The following is a 15776-nucleotide window of genomic DNA, read 5'->3' as shown; positions in this document are numbered from 1 at the left end:
ACCGCGGCGGTACCTATGAGGAAGGCCCCGGAGCGCATGCTCCGGGGCCTTCCTCATGTCCCTACGCCCCTGAGGGCGGCGGACTCAGACGGTCTTGACGACCTCGTCGAACGCGAGACGCGGCGAGCGGGGGAACCAGGCGTCGTCGCCCGGCTTGCCGATGTTGACGACCATCAGCAGGCTGTGGTCGCCGTCGAGGAACTCCTTCTCGATGCCCGCGGCGTCGTAGCCGGTCATCGGGCCCGCGGCCAGGCCGGCGGCGCGGACGCCGATGATGAAGTAGGCGGCCTGCAGGGCGGCGTTCAGCGAGGCGGCCGACTCACGGACCGGGCGCTCGGAGAAGAACATGTCCTTGGCCTGCGGGAAGTGCGGCAGCAGGGACGGGAGCTCCTCGTGGAACTCGTTGTCCGCGACCAGGATGGCGACCAGCGGGGCGGTCGACGTCTTGGGCTGGTTGCCCTCGGCCATGTGCGAGACGAGGCGCGCGCGGGCGTCGTCCGAGCGGACCAGGATGACGCGCAGCGGCGACTGGTTGAACGCGGTCGGGCCGTACTTGACCAGGTCGTAGATCGCCTGGACCTGCTCCTCGGTCACCGGCTCGTCGGTGAAGGTGTTGGCGGTGCGGGCCTCACGGAAGAGGAGGTCCTGGGCGGCGGGGTCAAGAACGAGGGACATCTGGCGTATTACCTTCCGGACGTACACGGGGGATCAAGCAACATCCATCACGGTACGGGAGAGGTCGGTTAACTTTCAACTAAAACGGCAGCGGGGTGACTCATGCCACTGCACGGACGTCTTGCGCGGCCTCGCCCCGTCCGGGTGCGGCCGCGACGCATGTTCCGGTGCCGCGCTGCCCGCTCAGCCCGCGTCGTCCGCCGCGTCCCCGCTGTCCTCCGCAGGGCCGTTCGCGGGGTCGGCAGGCCCCGCCAGCGCCGCGTCGAGACGGGCCCGCGCGCCCTCCAGCCAGTGCCGGCACACCTTCGCCAGCTCCTCGCCCCGCTCCCACAGCGCGAGGGAGTCCTCCAGCGAGGTCCCGCCCGCCTCCAGCCGGCGCACCACCTCGATCAGCTCGTCGCGCGCCTGCTCGTAACCGAGCGTGCCCGTGGCCGCAGCCGTCGTCGTCCCGTCGTCCGTCATGTGATCCACCCTATGCGTCGGCCTTGTCCGTCCGTCCCGGCCGAGGCCGGCTGCCCGGGACCCGTCGAGCGGCCCCGGACGGTGTCGCTCACCCGTCGACCCGCACCACGAACTCGCCCCCCGACACCCGGGCCCGCAGCGCGTCCCCGGCGGCGCCCGCGTCGGCCGGGTCCCGGACCACGTGCCCGTCCGCCCGCTGGAGCACCGCGTACCCGCGCTCCAGCGTCGCCGCGGGCGACAGCGCGAGCACCCGCGCGCGGGTGTGGGAGAGCTCCGAGTCCGCACGGTCCAGCAGATGCCCCAGCACCCGCCTGCCGCGCCCGATCAGCGCGTCGACCTCCGACGCCCGCTCGTCCACCATCCGCTGCGGGCGTTCCATGGAGGGCCGCCCCAGCGCGTGCGCCAGACCCCGCTCCTCCCGGTCGAGCAGCCCCCGTACCGTCCGCAGCGACCGGTCCCGCAGCTGCTGTACGCGGTCCAGCTCCTCGCCCACGTCGGGCACGATCCTCTTCGCCGCGTCCGTGGGGGTGGAGGCCCGCACGTCGGCGACCAGGTCGAGCAGGGGGGAGTCGGGCTCGTGGCCGATCGCCGAGACGACCGGGGTGCGGCAGGCCGCGACCGTACGGATCAGCTCCTCGTCCGAGAACGGCAGCAGGTCCTCCACGCTGCCCCCGCCGCGCGCCACCACGATCACGTCCACCTCGTCGACGGCGTCGAGTTCCTTGACCGCGTGGACCACCTGATTCACCGCGTGCACGCCCTGCACCGCGGTGTTGCGCACCTCGAAGCGCACGGCGGGCCACCGGCGGCGCGCGTTCTCCAGCACATCGCGCTCGGCCGCCGACGCGCGTCCGCAGACGAGCCCGATCAGCTGCGGCAGGAAGGGCAGCGGCTTCTTGCGGTCGAGCGCGAAGAGGCCCTCCGAGGCCAGGGACTTCTTGAGCTGCTCCAGCCGGACCAGCAGCTCGCCGATGCCGACCGGCCGGATCTCCGTGGCCCGCAGCGAGAGCTGGCCGCGGGGCGCGTACCACTCGGGCTTCGCGAGGACGACGACCCGCGCCCCCTCCGTCACCACGTCCGCGATCCGGTCGAAGGCCTGCCGGAAACAGGTGACGCTCACCGAGATGTCGTGCGAAGGGTCGCGCAGGGTCAGGAACACCACTCCGGCACCCGGCCGCCGCGACAGCTGAGTGATCTGCCCCTCGACCCAGACCGCGCCGAGCCGGTCGATCCAGCCACCGATCAGCCGTGACACGTCACCGACGGGCAGCGGAGCTTCCGGGGAAGTTTGCAGAGCCATACGAGCGAGCGTATCCGCCGGCACCGACAACGGGGCGGCCGCGCGGCGAGGACCGGCCGGGTCCGGACCGCGCCTCACACCACCCGGCGCCCACGCTGCAACAGCAGCACCACCAATCCCACCGCCAGCCAGCACGCACCCACCACCTGAGCACTCGCCGTCGCCTCCACGATCACCGCGACGAGCACCGCGGCGCCCACCACCGGGATCAGGACGTGCCGCCACCAGCTCGGCGGCCCCTCCATCCGCCGCACCGCGAACCAGCCGACCACCGACGCGTGGAGCAGGACGAACGCGGTCAGCGCCCCGACGTCCACCACCGACACCAGATGATCCAGACCGTCGTCGCGCCGGGCCGCCCACACCGCCGCCACCATCGTCACTACCGCCGCGATCAGGATCGCGATCCGCGGCACCCCCGACCTCGGATCGACCTTGGACAGCAGCGCGGGCAGCCGCCGCTCCCGGGCCATCGCGAACAACAGCCGCCCCGCCGCCGCCTGCCCGGCCAGCGCCGCGAACGCCGCCCCGATCGCCTTGCTGACCGCCACCAGATCGTGCAGCCAGGACCCGACCGCGGCGTCCACCGTGTCGTAGAACGCCGAGCCCTGCGCGGCCGGATCGGCGGCCAGCTCCGCAGACGTCATCGGTTCCAGGAGCGCCGCCAGATACCCCTGCGCCACGAACAGCACCCCCGCCAGCACCAGGCAGAACAGCACCGCCCGCGCCACCTTCGCCGAACCGCCCGTCACCTCCTCCGCGAACGAGGCGATGGCGTCGAAGCCCAGATACGAGAGCACCGCCACGGACACCGCGCCCAGCACCGCCGTCGCGGAGAACCCGGAGTCCCCGGTGAGCGGCGTCAGCCAGCCGCGCTGCGCCCCGTCCTGCACGAGCACCACGACCGCGGACACCACGAACACCAGCAGCACCACGATCTCCATCGCGAGCACCGCGAAGCCGACCCGGGCCGCCGCCCGTACGCCCCAGAGGTTGAGCAGCGTGGTGAGGGCCACCGCCAGCGCGGTCCACACCCACCGTGACACCTCCGGCACCAGCGAATTCATCGCGATCCCGGAGAAGAGATAGGCGACCGCGGGGATCAGCAGGTAGTCGAGCATCACCATCCACCCGGCGATGAACCCCGGCCCCTCGCCGAGCCCCTTGCGTGCGTACGCGAAGACGGAACCCGCCAGGGGGGCGACCCGCACCATCTGGGCGTAACTGAAGGCGGTGAAGGCCATGACGACGGTCGCGGCGATGTACACCAGCGCCACGGCCCCGTCGGACTTGGCGTCGAGGGTGCCGAAGACGCCGACGGGGGCCATCGGGGCGATGAACAGCAGCCCGTAGACCACCAGATCCCGGAAGCCGAGCGTCCGCCGCAGCCCCACCCGCTCCGTGGAGCCGCCGGTGCCGGTTTCCGTGCCGCTGCCGGTCATGAGCCCTCCGTCGTTCGCGTCGTCGGTCGCGTGGTGATCAGTCTCCCGACCCCGTCGTTCCCGCGCCTGTTCGGTACGGCCCAACGGCCTCCCCGCGGCAGGGAGGGAGGCCGTTACGATGGGACGCATGACTGCTCCGACACCCCGCCGCGTCCTGCTCGCCGCTCCCCGTGGCTACTGCGCGGGCGTGGACCGTGCCGTGATCGCCGTGGAGAAGGCCCTGGAGCAGTACGGCTCCCCGGTCTACGTACGCCACGAGATCGTCCACAACAAGTACGTCGTACAGACCCTGGAGAAGAAGGGCGCGATCTTCGTCGAGGAGACCGCGGAGGTCCCCGAGGGCTCGATCGTCATGTTCAGCGCGCACGGCGTCGCGCCGACCGTGCACGAGGAGGCGGCCGAGCGGAAGCTCGCCACGATCGACGCGACCTGCCCCCTCGTCACCAAGGTCCACAAGGAGGCCGTCCGCTTCGCGCAGGACGACTTCGACATCCTCCTGATCGGCCACGAGGGCCACGAGGAGGTCATCGGCACCTCCGGCGAGGCCCCCGACCACATCACCCTGGTCGACGGCCCCGAGGACGTCGCGAACGTAGAGGTGCGTGACCCCTCCAGGGTCGTCTGGCTCTCCCAGACCACGCTCTCGGTCGACGAGACGATGGAGACCGTCGGCGCGCTCAAGGAGAAGTTCCCGCTCCTGATCTCGCCGCCCAGCGACGACATCTGCTACGCCACGCAGAACCGCCAGATCGCGGTGAAGCAGATGGGCGCGGACGCCGACCTGGTGATCGTCGTCGGCTCGAAGAACTCCTCGAACTCGGTCCGCCTGGTCGAGGTCGCCCTCGGCGCCGGTGCGCGCGACTCCCACCTGGTCGACGCCGCGGACGAGATCGACGAGGCCTGGCTGGAGGGCGTCTCCACGGTCGGGGTCACCTCCGGAGCGTCCGTTCCCGAGGTGCTGGTCGACGGCGTCCTGGCCTGGCTCTCCGAGCGGGGCTTCGAGGACGTGGAGATCGTGAAGGCGGCCGAGGAGTCCATCGTGTTCTCGCTGCCCAAGGAGCTCCGCCGCGATCTGCGCGCGGAGGCGGCGGCACTGTCCGCGGAGTAGCGCCCGGCGGGCCGGCACCCGTCCGCCCGGTTTCCCGTTCCAGGAAGTGAGCGGCGCCGGGTGCCCGTACCGTGGATCACATGGAGATCTTCGGCGTGGACATCGGCGGATCCGGGATCAAGGGTGCTCCCGTGGACCTGGACCGCGGAGACCTGGCGCAGGAGCGCCACAAGGTACTCACCCCGCACCCTGCCACCCCCGAGGACGTGGCAGGGAGCGTGGCCGAGGTGGTCAGCCACTTCGACTGGAAGGGGCCGGTGGGCATCACCTTCCCGGGTGTCGTCACCGGCGGTCTGACCCGTACAGCAGCCAATGTCGACAAGGGCTGGGTCGACCTGGACGCCCGCACCCTGCTCGGCGACAAGCTCGGCCTCCCGGTCACCGTCCTGAACGACGCGGACGCGGCCGGTATCGCCGAGATGACCTTCGGCGCGGGCCGGGACCGCAAGGGCACGGTGATCATGCTGACGCTCGGTACGGGGATCGGCAGCGCGCTCTTCATCGACGGCCGGCTGGTGCCCAACACCGAGCTCGGCCATCTGGAGCTGCACGGCCACGAAGCGGAGAAGCACGCCTCCACCAAGGCCAAGGAGGACGAGGACCTGAGCTGGCACCACTGGGCGCACCGGGTACAGAAGTACCTGGCCCATGTGGAGATGCTGTTCTCGCCCGAGCTGTTCATCATCGGCGGCGGAGTCAGCCGCAAGGCCGAGAAGTTCCTGCCGCTCATCGAGCACGTGCGGGCCGAGATGGTGCCCGCGGAGCTTCAGAACAACGCGGGCATCGTGGGCGCGGCGATGGCGGCGGCAGGCCGCTGACTAGCGCTGGGACGGGCGCCGTGGCGCCCGCTGCGGTGCCCGCGGAGCCGGTGACGGCTGCCCGGCCGGCCGCGCGGTCTGCGCGGCCAGCAGCATCCGCCGCTGCCGGGCCCGCATCAGCCGGACCTTCCGTACGGTCGCGATGAGCCCGGCGACGAGCGTGCCGCCGTACAGCCAGCCGGCATGGACGGCGAGGGCGGTGACGACGGCCATGGCCTGCCCGCCGAAGCCGCCCGTGCCGCCCGAGATCGGGATGATGCCGACGGCGAAGGCGATCGGCACGCTGATCGGTGCGGTCACCAGGTCGGCGGGCCGTACCCAGAGCGCGGTCAGCGCGCTGACCGGCAGGAACAGCACACCGAACACGGCGGACGAGGCGTCGAACAGCAGCCAGTCCGCGCAGCCGATCACGAACATGACGGCGGCCGCGAAGAGCCCGGCGCCGATACCGGTCAGCCGGGGATTGGGCAGCCGCCGCAGGGCGAGCACGGCGGGCGCCGCCGGGCGGGCCCGGCCGGTCGGCCTGCTCATCACCCGATAGACGGTCGCGCCATCGGCGACGGATCCCTCGGATCCTCCGGCTTCCTTGGTCCCGAGCGGGGACAGGGGGGCCGGCCGGGTCTGCCTGCGCTGGGGGGGACGTGTCCTGTGCTGCTCCACCGGGACAACGTAGGTCGCCGGGCGGGCGGAAGCAGGTGCGGGACACGCGCTTTGGCCGACCTTGGCGATGAGTTCGATGCCACACGGCCCAACGGGAACCGATTCCGCCCCGGATCCACCCCCGAATCGGCCCCCGGAGGGGCGGCGGCGCCGTCCCCGCCCCGACCCGTGACCGGCCGCCCGCCCCCGCCCGTAAACTGGAGAATCGGCCCACCCGGGCCCGACGTCCATTCGAGCCCGTCCACCCCCTAGGGAAGTCGCCACCGTGTCGCTCACGATCGGAATCGTCGGTCTGCCGAATGTCGGCAAGTCGACCCTTTTCAACGCCCTGACCAAGAACGACGTGCTGGCGGCCAACTACCCGTTCGCCACGATCGAGCCGAACGTCGGCGTCGTCGGCGTCCCCGACCCGCGGCTGAACACGCTCGCGAAGATCTTCGGCTCCCAGAAGCTGCTCCCGGCGACGGTCGACTTCGTCGACATCGCGGGCATCGTGCGCGGCGCGAGCGAGGGCGAGGGCCTGGGCAACAAGTTCCTCGCGAACATCCGCGAGTCGGACGCGATCTGCCAGGTCATCCGCGCCTTCAAGGACGAGAACGTCGTCCACGTCGACGGCAAGGTCTCGCCCAAGGACGACATCGAGACGATCAACACCGAGCTGATCCTCGCCGACCTCCAGTCCGTCGAGAAGGCCGTCCCCCGTCTCCAGAAGGAGGCCCGCCTCCAGAAGGAGAAGGTCGCCGTCCTGGCCGCGGTCGAGGAGGCCCAGAAGATCCTGGAAGCGGGCGACACCCTCTTCCACGCGGGCATCACCGCCGGCACCGAGAAGGGCCGCCTGCTCCACGAGCTGCACCTGCTCACCACCAAGCCCTTCCTCTACGTCTTCAACGTCGACGAGGACGAGCTGGTCGACGAGGACTTCAAGAACGAGCAGCGCGCCCTGGTCGCCCCCGCCGAGGCCATCTTCCTCAACGCCAAGATCGAGTCCGAGCTGATCGAGCTCGACGACGACGAGGCCCTGGAACTCCTCCAGTCGATGGGCCAGGAGGAGCCCGGCCTCGCCACGCTCGGCCGCGTCGGCTTCGACACCCTGGGCCTGCAGACCTACCTCACGGCAGGCCCGAAGGAGACCCGCGCCTGGACGATCAAGAAGGGCGCCACGGCCCCCGAGGCGGCCGGTGTGATCCACACCGACTTCCAGAAGGGCTTCATCAAGGCGGAGATCATCTCCTTCGACGACCTGGTCGAGACGGGATCGGTCGCCGAGGCCCGCGCCAAGGGCAAGGCGCGCATGGAGGGCAAGGACTACGTCATGCAGGACGGGGACGTGGTGGAGTTCCGCTTCAACGTCTGACGGGCAGTCAAGAGATGTGCCCGGCCCGCTTGTTGGTGGGTCGGGCGCAGGTGTACGTCCGCGTGGAGTCCTTGTGTCGCGAAGCGCTGAGGTGTTGGTGACGGGTCTGGTTGGTGCGACTGCGGTCGGCGTTCAGACTTTGACGACCTCTACGGCGGGGCCGCACAGGAGCGTCAGGTCCTCGGGATCTGAGGTCAGGACGGTGACCGGCTGGGGTGCGGTGCGGGCGATGACGGCGAAGGCGGCGTCGATGGCGTACTTGTGGCCCTGGAGGCGGTGGCTGCGCAGGAGGGCTGCGGCCTGATCGGTGATCTCCTTGGTGACGTCGTGAACGTCGACGCGGGAGAGGACCCACTTGATCCGGGCGGGGTGAATGCGCTCGTAGTCGGCCTCGAGGGTGGTCATGGCGCTTGTGGCCACGCGGATGCCTTCCTCCGATGCCGCTTGGATCAGGGCCATGACGGTGCGGTCCTTGCGGTAGAGCTTGGAGAGGCCTTCGCTGTCGAGCAGTAGGGTGCCGGGCATCAGGCTGCGGCCCCGCCGACCTGCCGGTGGTCATGGCGCAGCAGCGCGCGGGCGGCTTCGACCTCCTCGCGGGTGAGCTCGTCATTGTCGGTCGCGAAGTCGGCGACGATCTCCCGGAGCTTGTCCATGGCGACCCGTTGTTCGAGGGCTTCGGCGACGTAGGAGGAGAAACCGCCGGGCCCGACGTGGGCGCGTGCGGCTTCGGCGAGGTCCTCGGGCAGGCTGATCGAGTACTTCTTGCTACTGCTCATGGTGCCCATGCTACCGGTGGTCGTAAGTTTCTGGGTGTAGATGGTCGTGGCCGCGCGGACTGTGCGGACGGGTATCCGTCCGGTCCGCAGAGAGTCCGCAGGACACCCGTAAGCGCCCGTCGCAGGCCAACGCGAGCCAACGGAGAAATGGCTGGTCAGGGCCCTGGATGGGGCTCCTTCGCAGGTCAGGATCGGACTGCAGACATTCCGCTTCAACGTGTAGCGGCTGAATTATCACCACGTTGCTGATCTGGCAAACGCCCAGGTCGGACAGGGCTCGACTCTTCGGAGTCGGGCCCTTGGCTTCTTCCCGTGCTGGGGTGGTGCGGGGATATCTGACCCCTCGTCACCTGTCGTCATCCCTGGTCATCCGTACCGTGCTGGGAGGGTCTGTACAGCGAGTGGTGTAACTCAAGGGTTGGTTGTTACTGCTGTGCTGCGGTGAGCTGGCCTTCGAAGGCGATGTCGAAAGCCTGGAGTGCCGGCTTCCATCGCCTGGTCCAGCGCTTCGCGCCGGTGCCGGTCGGGTCCAGGCTCATGACCGCGAGGTAGACACATTTAAGGGCGGCCTGTTCCGTGGGGAAGTGTCCGCGGGCGCGGACGGCCTTGCGGATGCCTTCTACGAAGCAGCGGTCGATCAGCAGGTGGATTCACCTGAGTAGGCGCTGTGGTCAGACGTCCTTGATCTGTACGCGGTCGCCGCACAGTTTCGACCAGTCGTCGCGGTCCGAGGTCAGTACGAGGACGGGGGCCCGGGAGCGGAGCGTATTTCAATCGGAATCGCTCTGGGCATTCCTGGCCGACTGGGGTCGCAACATCTGGATCATCGACCGCGTACCGGCCAAGAATCGGGCGCCCCGAGAACACGTCGGACAGGCGCAGAAATCCTTCTGAGCTGCGACGTGCGGCTGCTCACGCCGTGGGCTTCCTGAGCGGCTCAGCGCGGTCCCAACTGCCGTGAAAGGGAAGCGGTATTCGGGAGGTGCATGTGGTTGGGTGACCCCATGAGCAGCGATACTCGCCCCCTGGAGCTGAGGCCCGCACGTCCTGGCGACGCCGAGTCGGTCGCCGACATCTGGTACCACGGATGGGGTGACGGCCACCGGGGCAACGTGCCCGACGCCCTGGTCGAAGCCCGTCCCCGCAACTCCTTCGACGTACGTGCCGCACAACGCGTCAAGGACACAGTCGTCGCCGTGGTGGGCGGTCAGGTGGCGGGCTTCATCATGGTGGCCGGTGACGAGGTCGAGCAGGTCTACGTCGGTGCCGCTCACCGTGGCACGGCCGTCGCTTCCGCCCTGTTGTCCGCCGCTGAGGATCGGGTTGCGACGGCCGGCTACCGGCGGGCCTGGCTCGCCGTCGTGGCCGGCAACGCCCGTGCCCGCCGCTTCTACGTACGCCAGGGCTGGCAGGACGAGGGCCTCTTCGATCATCAGGCACCCGGCCTGGACGGACCCGTGCTGGTGCCGGCCCACCGGTATGTGAAGGACCTCACCGGCGAATGAGGCCGCGGCTCAACACGTACCCACGAGGGCGCACGCGGGGGTGAGATCAGGCTCTGGGGTCTGCCCGCGTTTGTGGACATCTCTTGAGCTTGTCGTTTAACATCCCGGCCGCAGGCGACGTCAGTCGAGCCAGATCACTATGGCGTGATCCGCGGAGGCGGCGGCTTGGAAGAACTCCGTCAGAGCGGGGAACAGGTCGCGGCCCCATTCCAGTGAGGTCGGTGAGTCCCAGATCTGAGGATAGATCTCAGCTGCGGCGAGTTCGGCGTGATCGACACCGTGTATCAGCTCGTCGTAGGTCAGCTGACTCAGCTTCTCGGCGGCCAGCCGCACTCGTTTGGTGGTCAGGTATCGCGGCGGCTCGTAGCCCCAGTCATCGGCCTCGGGGATGAGTTCTTCGCCGTACGCGATGTCGACTGGGAAGGCCGAGCGCTTCAGCAGGAAGTCCAGCATGTTCCACGTCTGGTGTGTTGTGAAGTGCCGCGCTTCGGCTGGTGCCGTCTCCTCGTCCTCCTGGTCTTGGACATCGGCGGCGAAGTCCAAGGCCCACTCGGGATCCTCCAGGGCTCGGGTCAGTTCTCCGGGTGTGACGCGCAGGTATTCGCCGTTCATGCTCATGGGCGGCAGCATACGGAGAGGTTCAGACAAGCGATCCGGCTGGTCATTCCACTCGTCGGGGCTTGGTGCCCTTCTGGTGATGGACAGGCCGGGCGTACGCCTCACCGGTAGCGAGGACTCTGCCCACCTCGTAGCGGGGTGCAGGCCGCTGGTTCTTCGAGCCGCGAGGCCGGCCGGGACCGGGCCGGGTTGGTTTCGGTGCACGGGCTGGTGATGGGGTCTTCGTGTGGAGGTTCCTGAACCCGCGTCGGACGCGCGCGGGGGTGAGTTTGTTCGGTTCCGCCGGGCGCTCCCAGGGGCGGCGGAGGTCGGCGACGAGCGGGCGGGCGAGGCGGAGCTGGGTGTGGGCGGCGAGGACCAGCCAGGTCCAGCGGTCGGCCGCTTGGGAGTCGAGCAGGCGGGGCCGGGTCCAGCCGAGGGCCTGCTTGAGCAGGCGGAAGGTGTGCTCCAGGTCGAAACGGCGAAGAAAGGACTGCCAGCAGTGGTCGACGTCGGCCGGGGTGGCGCCGGTGCTCGACCACCAGAGCCAGACCGGCCGGTTCACCCCGCCGCTGGGTAACGTCTCGACCGCCAGGCGGATCACGGTGCCCTCGATGACCGGCAGCGGCCCGTCGTGGTCCAGCCAGGCCGCGCGGCGGGTCAGCCGAGGGTGGAGCCGGTCCCACGCCTGGGCGACGGCGGTGCCGTAGCGGCGGGTGGCAGTAGTGGTGACCGCCTGTTCGACGCCCCAGGTTCCGGGGTCCCCGAACACGAACTCGCCGCCATGCTTGGCCGGCCGGCCGCCGATCGGGTTGTAGACCCGGGACGGGGTCGGGCGGCGCATCAATCGGCGATCAGGGTGGCCCGGCCCTCGGAGTCGGTGTAGAGGACCGGGCGGGGGTCTCCGGGGGACGCCGGGCCACAGAGGTAGTGGGTGCCGCCCGCGTTGCAGCCGGCGACGGGCTCCGCCGGGAGGCCGTTGGGCAGGGCGATCGCCACGATCGGGTCGGTGCGGGCGAGGTCGAACTCGCCGTCGCAGGCCAGGTAGGCGGCGGCCGCGGGATGCGCGGCGATCCGGCGGAACAAGGCGTCGTCCGAGAGGGCGGCCGGGTTGAGGGCCGCGGCGATCGCAGAGGTGAGGGGGTGCCCGGCGAGGACGTGGCGGATGGCTTCTAGGGGTACGGGGCGCTCGTAGTAGTCCTCGAAGTGTGCCTGGACGGCCTCGGGAGAGCGGTCGGCGAGGAGTTGGAAGAGGAGGCCGGAGCCGTCCGGGTCCTCGCTGCCGGGCGGGAAGGCGATGGCCGAGCCGGTGCGCCAGACAGTGTCGCCGGTCTCCCGCCACAGGCAGGCGGTGACCCGAGGGGCGTCGATGTCCTCATCGCAGAAGGCGGGTTCGTCCAGGAGCGGGCGCAGTGCGGCGGGTACTTCGTCGATGACTCCGTCCCGGACCTGCCCGTCGTCCGTCGCGTACGGGCTCATCCGCGACTCGTGGTCGAAACCTCGTATGAGCACGCCGGCCGGCGCGAAGAGGACGGAGAAGTCGTCCCCCGAGCCGTTGTCCATCAAGGCCGCTTCCTCGCCGGGGCCCCAGGTGGCGTCGAAGGCGTAGTGGCAGAACTGCGGATCATCGGCGATCGCGGCCTCCAGGACGGCCAACGCGCTCAGGTGGGCGCGTAGGTCGTCGGGGTCAGGGAGGAGGACGGCGATCTCATGCACAGTGCTCATGGCGCCATGAAAACAGCCGTGACTGACAACCCGGCACGGCCGGTGCGGACAGGGGCGCCGCCGGCGCCTGCGGATTCTGCCCGATCGTGGAAAGGAGTCCCTGCGTCAGGGTCAGGCGTCGTACACGGTGGAGCGATGCCCGATGTGTACGACCCACACCACCAGTTCACCGTTGTCGATCGTGTAGACGACACGGTAGTCACCCACTCGTAGGCGGCGGCGTTCCGGCTGGGACACGAGTGCGGTGGTGTTGAAGCCGAGGGGGTCGCCTTCCAACTCGGTCAGCTTGGCCAGGATCCGGAGCGCCATGTCGCGGGGGATCTTGCGCAGCTCCGACTGGGCCTCGGGCCGGAAGACGGTGCGGTAGTCACTCATTGCGCGTCAGCGTCTCCCGCATGATGTCCTCAAGCGGGATGCCCGCTGCCGGATTCGCCATGCGCGCGTCGATGATCCGGTTGATCTCGCGCTCTTCCCACTCCTGGTACTTCCGAAGTACCTCGATGGACACGACGGCGGCGACCTCCTTGCCGCGACGTGTGATCACGGTGGGTACGTCGTCCCGGTCGGCCCGCTCCACGACCTCGGCCAGGTGTGCGCGCACATCGCGGATGGACTCTATGGGCAAGGGCTGCGTCATGCGCCCAAGTGTACCGAGTGTGCTATGTGTACACAACGTTGAAGCGGCGCGGTCCGGGTGCGTCGCCGCGGCCTGATGCGCTGGGTGAACCCCGTTGGTGCTGGATCAGCGCCGGGTGGGCCGGCCCCCTGTCGGCTCCCGTGCCCGACTTCGACGCGGACGCGTGCCCCGGCGTGGCCGCCCCGGCACCGGCTGCCCGCCCGTGCCGGGTGTCATGTCGACGTGGGCCGGCGTTCTGGGGGCGTACGGGGAGTGCGGCCCGCTTCACCGGGTCGCAGCGGTTCGGGTGGTCCCGCCGCGTCGTGTGAACTCCACCACGCCGCGGATGTGGCGGAGTTCATGCCTGCCGAGTGAGGCGTCCTCGGCGGCGGCTTGTGCGGGAGAGGGGCATGTCGTCACCCGGGGTGTTGTGCCAGGCGTAGGTGGGTCCCGTCTCGGAGAGCGGGCCGAATGACGCGCGCTGCGCCTTTGAGCTGGTGCGACATGGAGGAGCTGAAGGTCCCGGCGAGCGGTTCGGCGGGAGCCGTTGGCCGGGTGGATGTGCTTCCTCGGCTGCGGTGAATGCCGTCGGCCGGCCCGCCCTCCGACGGGCTTCAAAGCCGGGTGCGGGAAAAATACGCACTGCGAAGAGTATTCGTCTCGCTACGGTGCGAAATCGCGGAAGGTGTTGTCCGGGAGGGGGCAACTGTTGTCCGCAGTAAGGTACTGGGGGTTTATCCGGGTTTATAGCCGTAGTCGGGCCGCCGGCGTCGCACCAGTAGGTGTTGTCCGCGGGGTCCGGACCGCCGAGTGGCGAAGGGCAGCGGCGCAGATGAGAGGGCTGTGAGGGAAGGTCCGGATGGGTGCGTTCGGCCACGGCTGTGAGGCCGTTGCCGCCGTCTCGTTTTTGAGGTGGCGAGAGTCGGTAAGCTATGCTCCGGCAACCGTCACATCTGACGCCGGCAGGCTCCGTAGCCGTCGCGCATGCCTCCGTAGAAGGCACGACGGTTCACGAACGGAAGGATGACGATGGCGGGCTGCTCAATAGCGGCGATTTCCTGGGAGCGTGTGCACCTCACGCTCGATGTGACGGTCTCGGACTTCAATGGAGATCCTAGTGCTCTCCGCTTCCTGATTGTTGACAACGAGCGCGAATTCCCGGTGAACTCTCGGCAGATCGACGCCGAACAGTATCGCCTGGAGATCAACGTCACCAACTTCGAGAACCGGCGCCAGGTGCCCAACGGCACGTGGCGGATCGTCCCGGTGATCGGTGAGGAGCGACTGCCCGCCGCCGGCTTCGACCTCACGGCGACGGACGAGCTCGACGACTGTTCCCGCACCTTCCTCTATGACCGCAACCGCTCTGTCTACGTCATCGCGTTCGGGATCTCGGATGACTTGGACAGTCCCGACTTCCTTATGCGGACGTACCAGTTGTTCCGCAGCGCGGGGCCGGGCAAGAAGCCGGCGAAGAAGAAGCCGATCGGCAAGCGAATAGGGCTGAAGGTATTCCCGCGGGCCCGTCGCCGTAAGATCGCTCAGCGCTTCTACTGGACCGCGCGCCGGCTGAACCCGCCGCGTGGCAACCGAATCCTTTTCGCCTCCGAAATGCGTACCGGCCTCGGCGGCAACCTGGCCCGCGTCCATGACCGGATGATCGAGCGGGACCTCGACAAGAAGTACGAGTTCAGCCACTCGTTCCGAATACCGGCCACGGCGAACAAGTGGAGCACGCTCCGCCTCATCTACCGTCTGGCGACGTCGGACACCGTCCTGATGGACGACTACTTCGGGCTCCTCGGGAATCTGAGCATTTCGCCGGAAACGAAGATCATCCAGCTCTGGCACGCCGGAAGCGGATTCAAGGCCGTCGGATACAGCCGGTTCGGAAAGTACGGTTCGCCGAAGCTGTCCAACGCCCACCGCAAGTACACCTACGTCATCACCGGGTCCGAGCACCTGGTGCCGGTGTACGCCGAGGCGTTCGGCATCGAGGAGTCGGCGGTCGTGCCGACCGGTCTGCCGCGCATCGACACGTTCCTCAACGAGGAGCACTCCCAGAAGGTCAAGGACGACTTCGCCGCGTCCTACCCGCAGCTCCAGGGCAAGAAGGTCGTGCTGTTCGCGCCGACCTTCCGCGGGAAGAGCATCGGGGACGCGCACTACGACTACGACCGCATCGACTGGGAGAAGCTCTACGAGGTCTGCGGCGACAAGTACGTCGTGCTCTTCCGGATGCACCACTTCATCACGGAGGCCCCGCCGATCCCCGACGAGTACTCGGACCGGCTGCTGAACTTCGCGTCGTACCCCGACACGAACGACCTGCTGCACGTGACCGATGTCCTCGTCACGGACTACTCGTCGGTGATCTACGAGTACACGCTGCTCGACAAGCCGATCCTGTTCTTCGCGTACGACAAGGACACGTATTCGGTGATCCGCGGATTCCACCGGGACTACGACTCCGTCGCCCCCGGCACGATCTGCGTGACCTTCGACGATTTGCTCAAGGCCCTCCAGGACGAGGACTTCGACCTTTCGAAGGTCGAGGAGTTCCGTCGGGAGAACTTCGACTACGTCGACACCAACTCGGCGGACCGCGTGATCGACTGGCTGGTGGTCGGAGATCACGGTGGCAGGGACACGGGCGGCCAGCACCGCTGGCTCGACCCCGTTCAGGACGACACGACGGTGGCTGACCAGCCGCTCAGCGACCAGTCGGAGGAATAGAC

At 69.0% G+C, this 15776-nt stretch carries 16 protein-coding genes and 3 pseudogenes; 5 read left to right on the top strand and 14 right to left on the bottom strand.

Annotated features, from left to right (window positions below):
• Window positions 1-84: 84 nt before the first annotated feature.
• From OG912_RS10210 to OG912_RS10195, 4 genes are all read right to left on the bottom strand, one after another.
• Complete coding sequence (locus OG912_RS10210) at window positions 85-675, bottom strand: malonic semialdehyde reductase (RefSeq protein ID WP_327709072.1); 591 nt, start codon at window positions 673-675, stop codon at window positions 85-87.
• 183 nt (window positions 676-858) lie between these two features.
• A complete protein-coding gene (locus OG912_RS10205) occupies window positions 859-1137 on the bottom strand; it encodes an exodeoxyribonuclease VII small subunit (protein WP_327709071.1) in 279 nt (92 codons plus the stop codon).
• 88 nt (window positions 1138-1225) lie between these two features.
• Window positions 1226-2437 (bottom strand): exodeoxyribonuclease VII large subunit, encoded by a 1212-nt coding sequence (gene xseA, locus OG912_RS10200; RefSeq protein ID WP_326738471.1) that lies wholly within the window; start codon window positions 2435-2437, stop codon window positions 1226-1228.
• 74 nt (window positions 2438-2511) lie between these two features.
• Window positions 2512-3879, bottom strand: coding sequence for an APC family permease (locus OG912_RS10195; protein ID WP_327709070.1), 1368 nt, complete (start codon window positions 3877-3879; stop codon window positions 2512-2514).
• A gap of 118 nt (window positions 3880-3997) precedes the next feature.
• Between OG912_RS10195 and OG912_RS10190 the strand changes: the two genes are divergently transcribed.
• Together OG912_RS10190 and ppgK are read left to right on the top strand one after the other, a co-directional pair.
• Entirely contained in the window at window positions 3998-4987 is a 990-nt protein-coding gene (locus OG912_RS10190; RefSeq protein ID WP_326738473.1) for a 4-hydroxy-3-methylbut-2-enyl diphosphate reductase, read from the top strand.
• Between the two features lie 80 nt (window positions 4988-5067).
• Window positions 5068-5805 (top strand): polyphosphate--glucose phosphotransferase, encoded by a 738-nt coding sequence (ppgK, locus tag OG912_RS10185; protein WP_327709069.1) that lies wholly within the window; start codon window positions 5068-5070, stop codon window positions 5803-5805.
• Here ppgK and OG912_RS10180 read toward each other — a convergent pair whose 3' ends face one another.
• Window positions 5806-6336, bottom strand: coding sequence for a DUF6542 domain-containing protein (locus OG912_RS10180; RefSeq protein WP_327709068.1), 531 nt, complete (start codon window positions 6334-6336; stop codon window positions 5806-5808).
• Window positions 6337-6730: 394 nt separating this feature from the next.
• Between OG912_RS10180 and ychF the strand changes: the two genes are divergently transcribed.
• Entirely contained in the window at window positions 6731-7819 is a 1089-nt protein-coding gene (gene ychF / locus OG912_RS10175; RefSeq protein ID WP_326738475.1) for a redox-regulated ATPase YchF, read from the top strand.
• A 132-nt stretch (window positions 7820-7951) separates the two neighbouring features.
• Here the strand turns inward: ychF and OG912_RS10170 are convergent, their stop codons facing one another.
• The 4 genes and pseudogenes from OG912_RS10170 to OG912_RS10155 all read right to left on the bottom strand — a co-directional run.
• Window positions 7952-8344 carry a DNA-binding protein gene (locus OG912_RS10170; protein WP_327709067.1) on the bottom strand — a complete coding sequence of 131 codons (393 nt, stop codon included), beginning with the start codon at window positions 8342-8344 and terminating at the stop codon, window positions 7952-7954.
• Window positions 8344-8595, bottom strand: a complete 252-nt coding sequence (locus OG912_RS10165) for a hypothetical protein (protein WP_033298751.1) — start codon at window positions 8593-8595, stop codon at window positions 8344-8346. Before OG912_RS10165 ends, OG912_RS10170 begins: the two co-directional genes overlap by 1 nt.
• Before the next feature lie 425 nt (window positions 8596-9020).
• Window positions 9021-9206, bottom strand: a pseudogene (locus OG912_RS10160) (IS256 family transposase); the annotation flags it as partial.
• Window positions 9207-9266: 60 nt separating this feature from the next.
• A pseudogene (locus OG912_RS10155) lies at window positions 9267-9359 on the bottom strand (DNA-binding protein); the annotation flags it as partial.
• 240 nt (window positions 9360-9599) lie between these two features.
• On the opposite strand from OG912_RS10155, the gene OG912_RS10150 reads away from it, so the two are divergent.
• Entirely contained in the window at window positions 9600-10100 is a 501-nt protein-coding gene (locus OG912_RS10150; protein WP_327709066.1) for a GNAT family N-acetyltransferase, read from the top strand.
• Between the two features lie 120 nt (window positions 10101-10220).
• Here the strand turns inward: OG912_RS10150 and OG912_RS10145 are convergent, their stop codons facing one another.
• The 5 genes and pseudogenes from OG912_RS10145 to OG912_RS10125 all read right to left on the bottom strand — a co-directional run bounded on the left by OG912_RS10145 (window position 10221) and on the right by OG912_RS10125 (window position 13059).
• A complete protein-coding gene (locus OG912_RS10145; protein WP_327170072.1) occupies window positions 10221-10718 on the bottom strand; it encodes a YfbM family protein in 498 nt (165 codons plus the stop codon).
• Between the two features lie 43 nt (window positions 10719-10761).
• A pseudogene (locus OG912_RS10140) lies at window positions 10762-11547 on the bottom strand (NF041680 family putative transposase); the annotation flags it as partial.
• Window positions 11541-12422 (bottom strand): hypothetical protein, encoded by an 882-nt coding sequence (locus tag OG912_RS10135; RefSeq protein WP_327709065.1) that lies wholly within the window; start codon window positions 12420-12422, stop codon window positions 11541-11543. The gene OG912_RS10135 and the pseudogene OG912_RS10140, both read right to left, overlap by 7 nt.
• 111 nt (window positions 12423-12533) lie before the next feature.
• Window positions 12534-12797, bottom strand: a complete 264-nt coding sequence (locus OG912_RS10130; protein WP_327709064.1) for a type II toxin-antitoxin system RelE family toxin — start codon at window positions 12795-12797, stop codon at window positions 12534-12536.
• On the bottom strand, window positions 12790-13059 hold the full coding sequence (locus tag OG912_RS10125; RefSeq protein WP_327709063.1) for a type II toxin-antitoxin system Phd/YefM family antitoxin: 270 nt from the start codon (window positions 13057-13059) through the stop codon (window positions 12790-12792). The genes OG912_RS10130 and OG912_RS10125 overlap by 8 nt, the downstream gene beginning before the upstream one ends.
• Before the next feature lie 1140 nt (window positions 13060-14199).
• On the opposite strand from OG912_RS10125, the gene OG912_RS10120 reads away from it, so the two are divergent.
• A complete protein-coding gene (locus tag OG912_RS10120; protein ID WP_327709062.1) occupies window positions 14200-15774 on the top strand; it encodes a CDP-glycerol glycerophosphotransferase family protein in 1575 nt (524 codons plus the stop codon).
• The last annotated feature ends 2 nt before the right edge of the window (window positions 15775-15776 follow it).

It is taken from the genome of Streptomyces sp. NBC_00464 (assembly GCF_036013915.1).
In the GTDB taxonomy this organism is placed as follows: Bacteria; Actinomycetota; Actinomycetes; order Streptomycetales; family Streptomycetaceae; genus Streptomyces.
The sequence above is the reverse complement of the archived record's forward strand: the minus strand, read 5'-3'. Positions and strand labels throughout refer to the sequence as shown.

Coding starts and splice junctions, on each gene's coding strand:
- OG912_RS10165 (WP_033298751.1), bottom strand. CDS start 8,595: ATGAGCAGTAGCAAGAAGTACTCGATCAGCCTGCCCGAGGACCTCGCC.
- OG912_RS10205 (WP_327709071.1), bottom strand. CDS start 1,137: ATGACGGACGACGGGACGACGACGGCTGCGGCCACGGGCACGCTCGGT.
- OG912_RS10180 (WP_327709068.1), bottom strand. CDS start 6,336: ATGAGCAGGCCGACCGGCCGGGCCCGCCCGGCGGCGCCCGCCGTGCTC.
- OG912_RS10125 (WP_327709063.1), bottom strand. CDS start 13,059: ATGACGCAGCCCTTGCCCATAGAGTCCATCCGCGATGTGCGCGCACAC.
- OG912_RS10135 (WP_327709065.1), bottom strand. CDS start 12,422: ATGAGCACTGTGCATGAGATCGCCGTCCTCCTCCCTGACCCCGACGAC.
- OG912_RS10170 (WP_327709067.1), bottom strand. CDS start 8,344: ATGCCCGGCACCCTACTGCTCGACAGCGAAGGCCTCTCCAAGCTCTAC.
- OG912_RS10145 (WP_327170072.1), bottom strand. CDS start 10,718: ATGAGCATGAACGGCGAATACCTGCGCGTCACACCCGGAGAACTGACC.
- OG912_RS10195 (WP_327709070.1), bottom strand. CDS start 3,879: ATGACCGGCAGCGGCACGGAAACCGGCACCGGCGGCTCCACGGAGCGG.
- xseA (WP_326738471.1), bottom strand. CDS start 2,437: ATGGCTCTGCAAACTTCCCCGGAAGCTCCGCTGCCCGTCGGTGACGTG.
- OG912_RS10150 (WP_327709066.1), top strand. CDS start 9,600: ATGAGCAGCGATACTCGCCCCCTGGAGCTGAGGCCCGCACGTCCTGGC.
- OG912_RS10190 (WP_326738473.1), top strand. CDS start 3,998: ATGGGACGCATGACTGCTCCGACACCCCGCCGCGTCCTGCTCGCCGCT.
- ppgK (WP_327709069.1), top strand. CDS start 5,068: ATGGAGATCTTCGGCGTGGACATCGGCGGATCCGGGATCAAGGGTGCT.
- OG912_RS10130 (WP_327709064.1), bottom strand. CDS start 12,797: ATGAGTGACTACCGCACCGTCTTCCGGCCCGAGGCCCAGTCGGAGCTG.
- OG912_RS10210 (WP_327709072.1), bottom strand. CDS start 675: ATGTCCCTCGTTCTTGACCCCGCCGCCCAGGACCTCCTCTTCCGTGAG.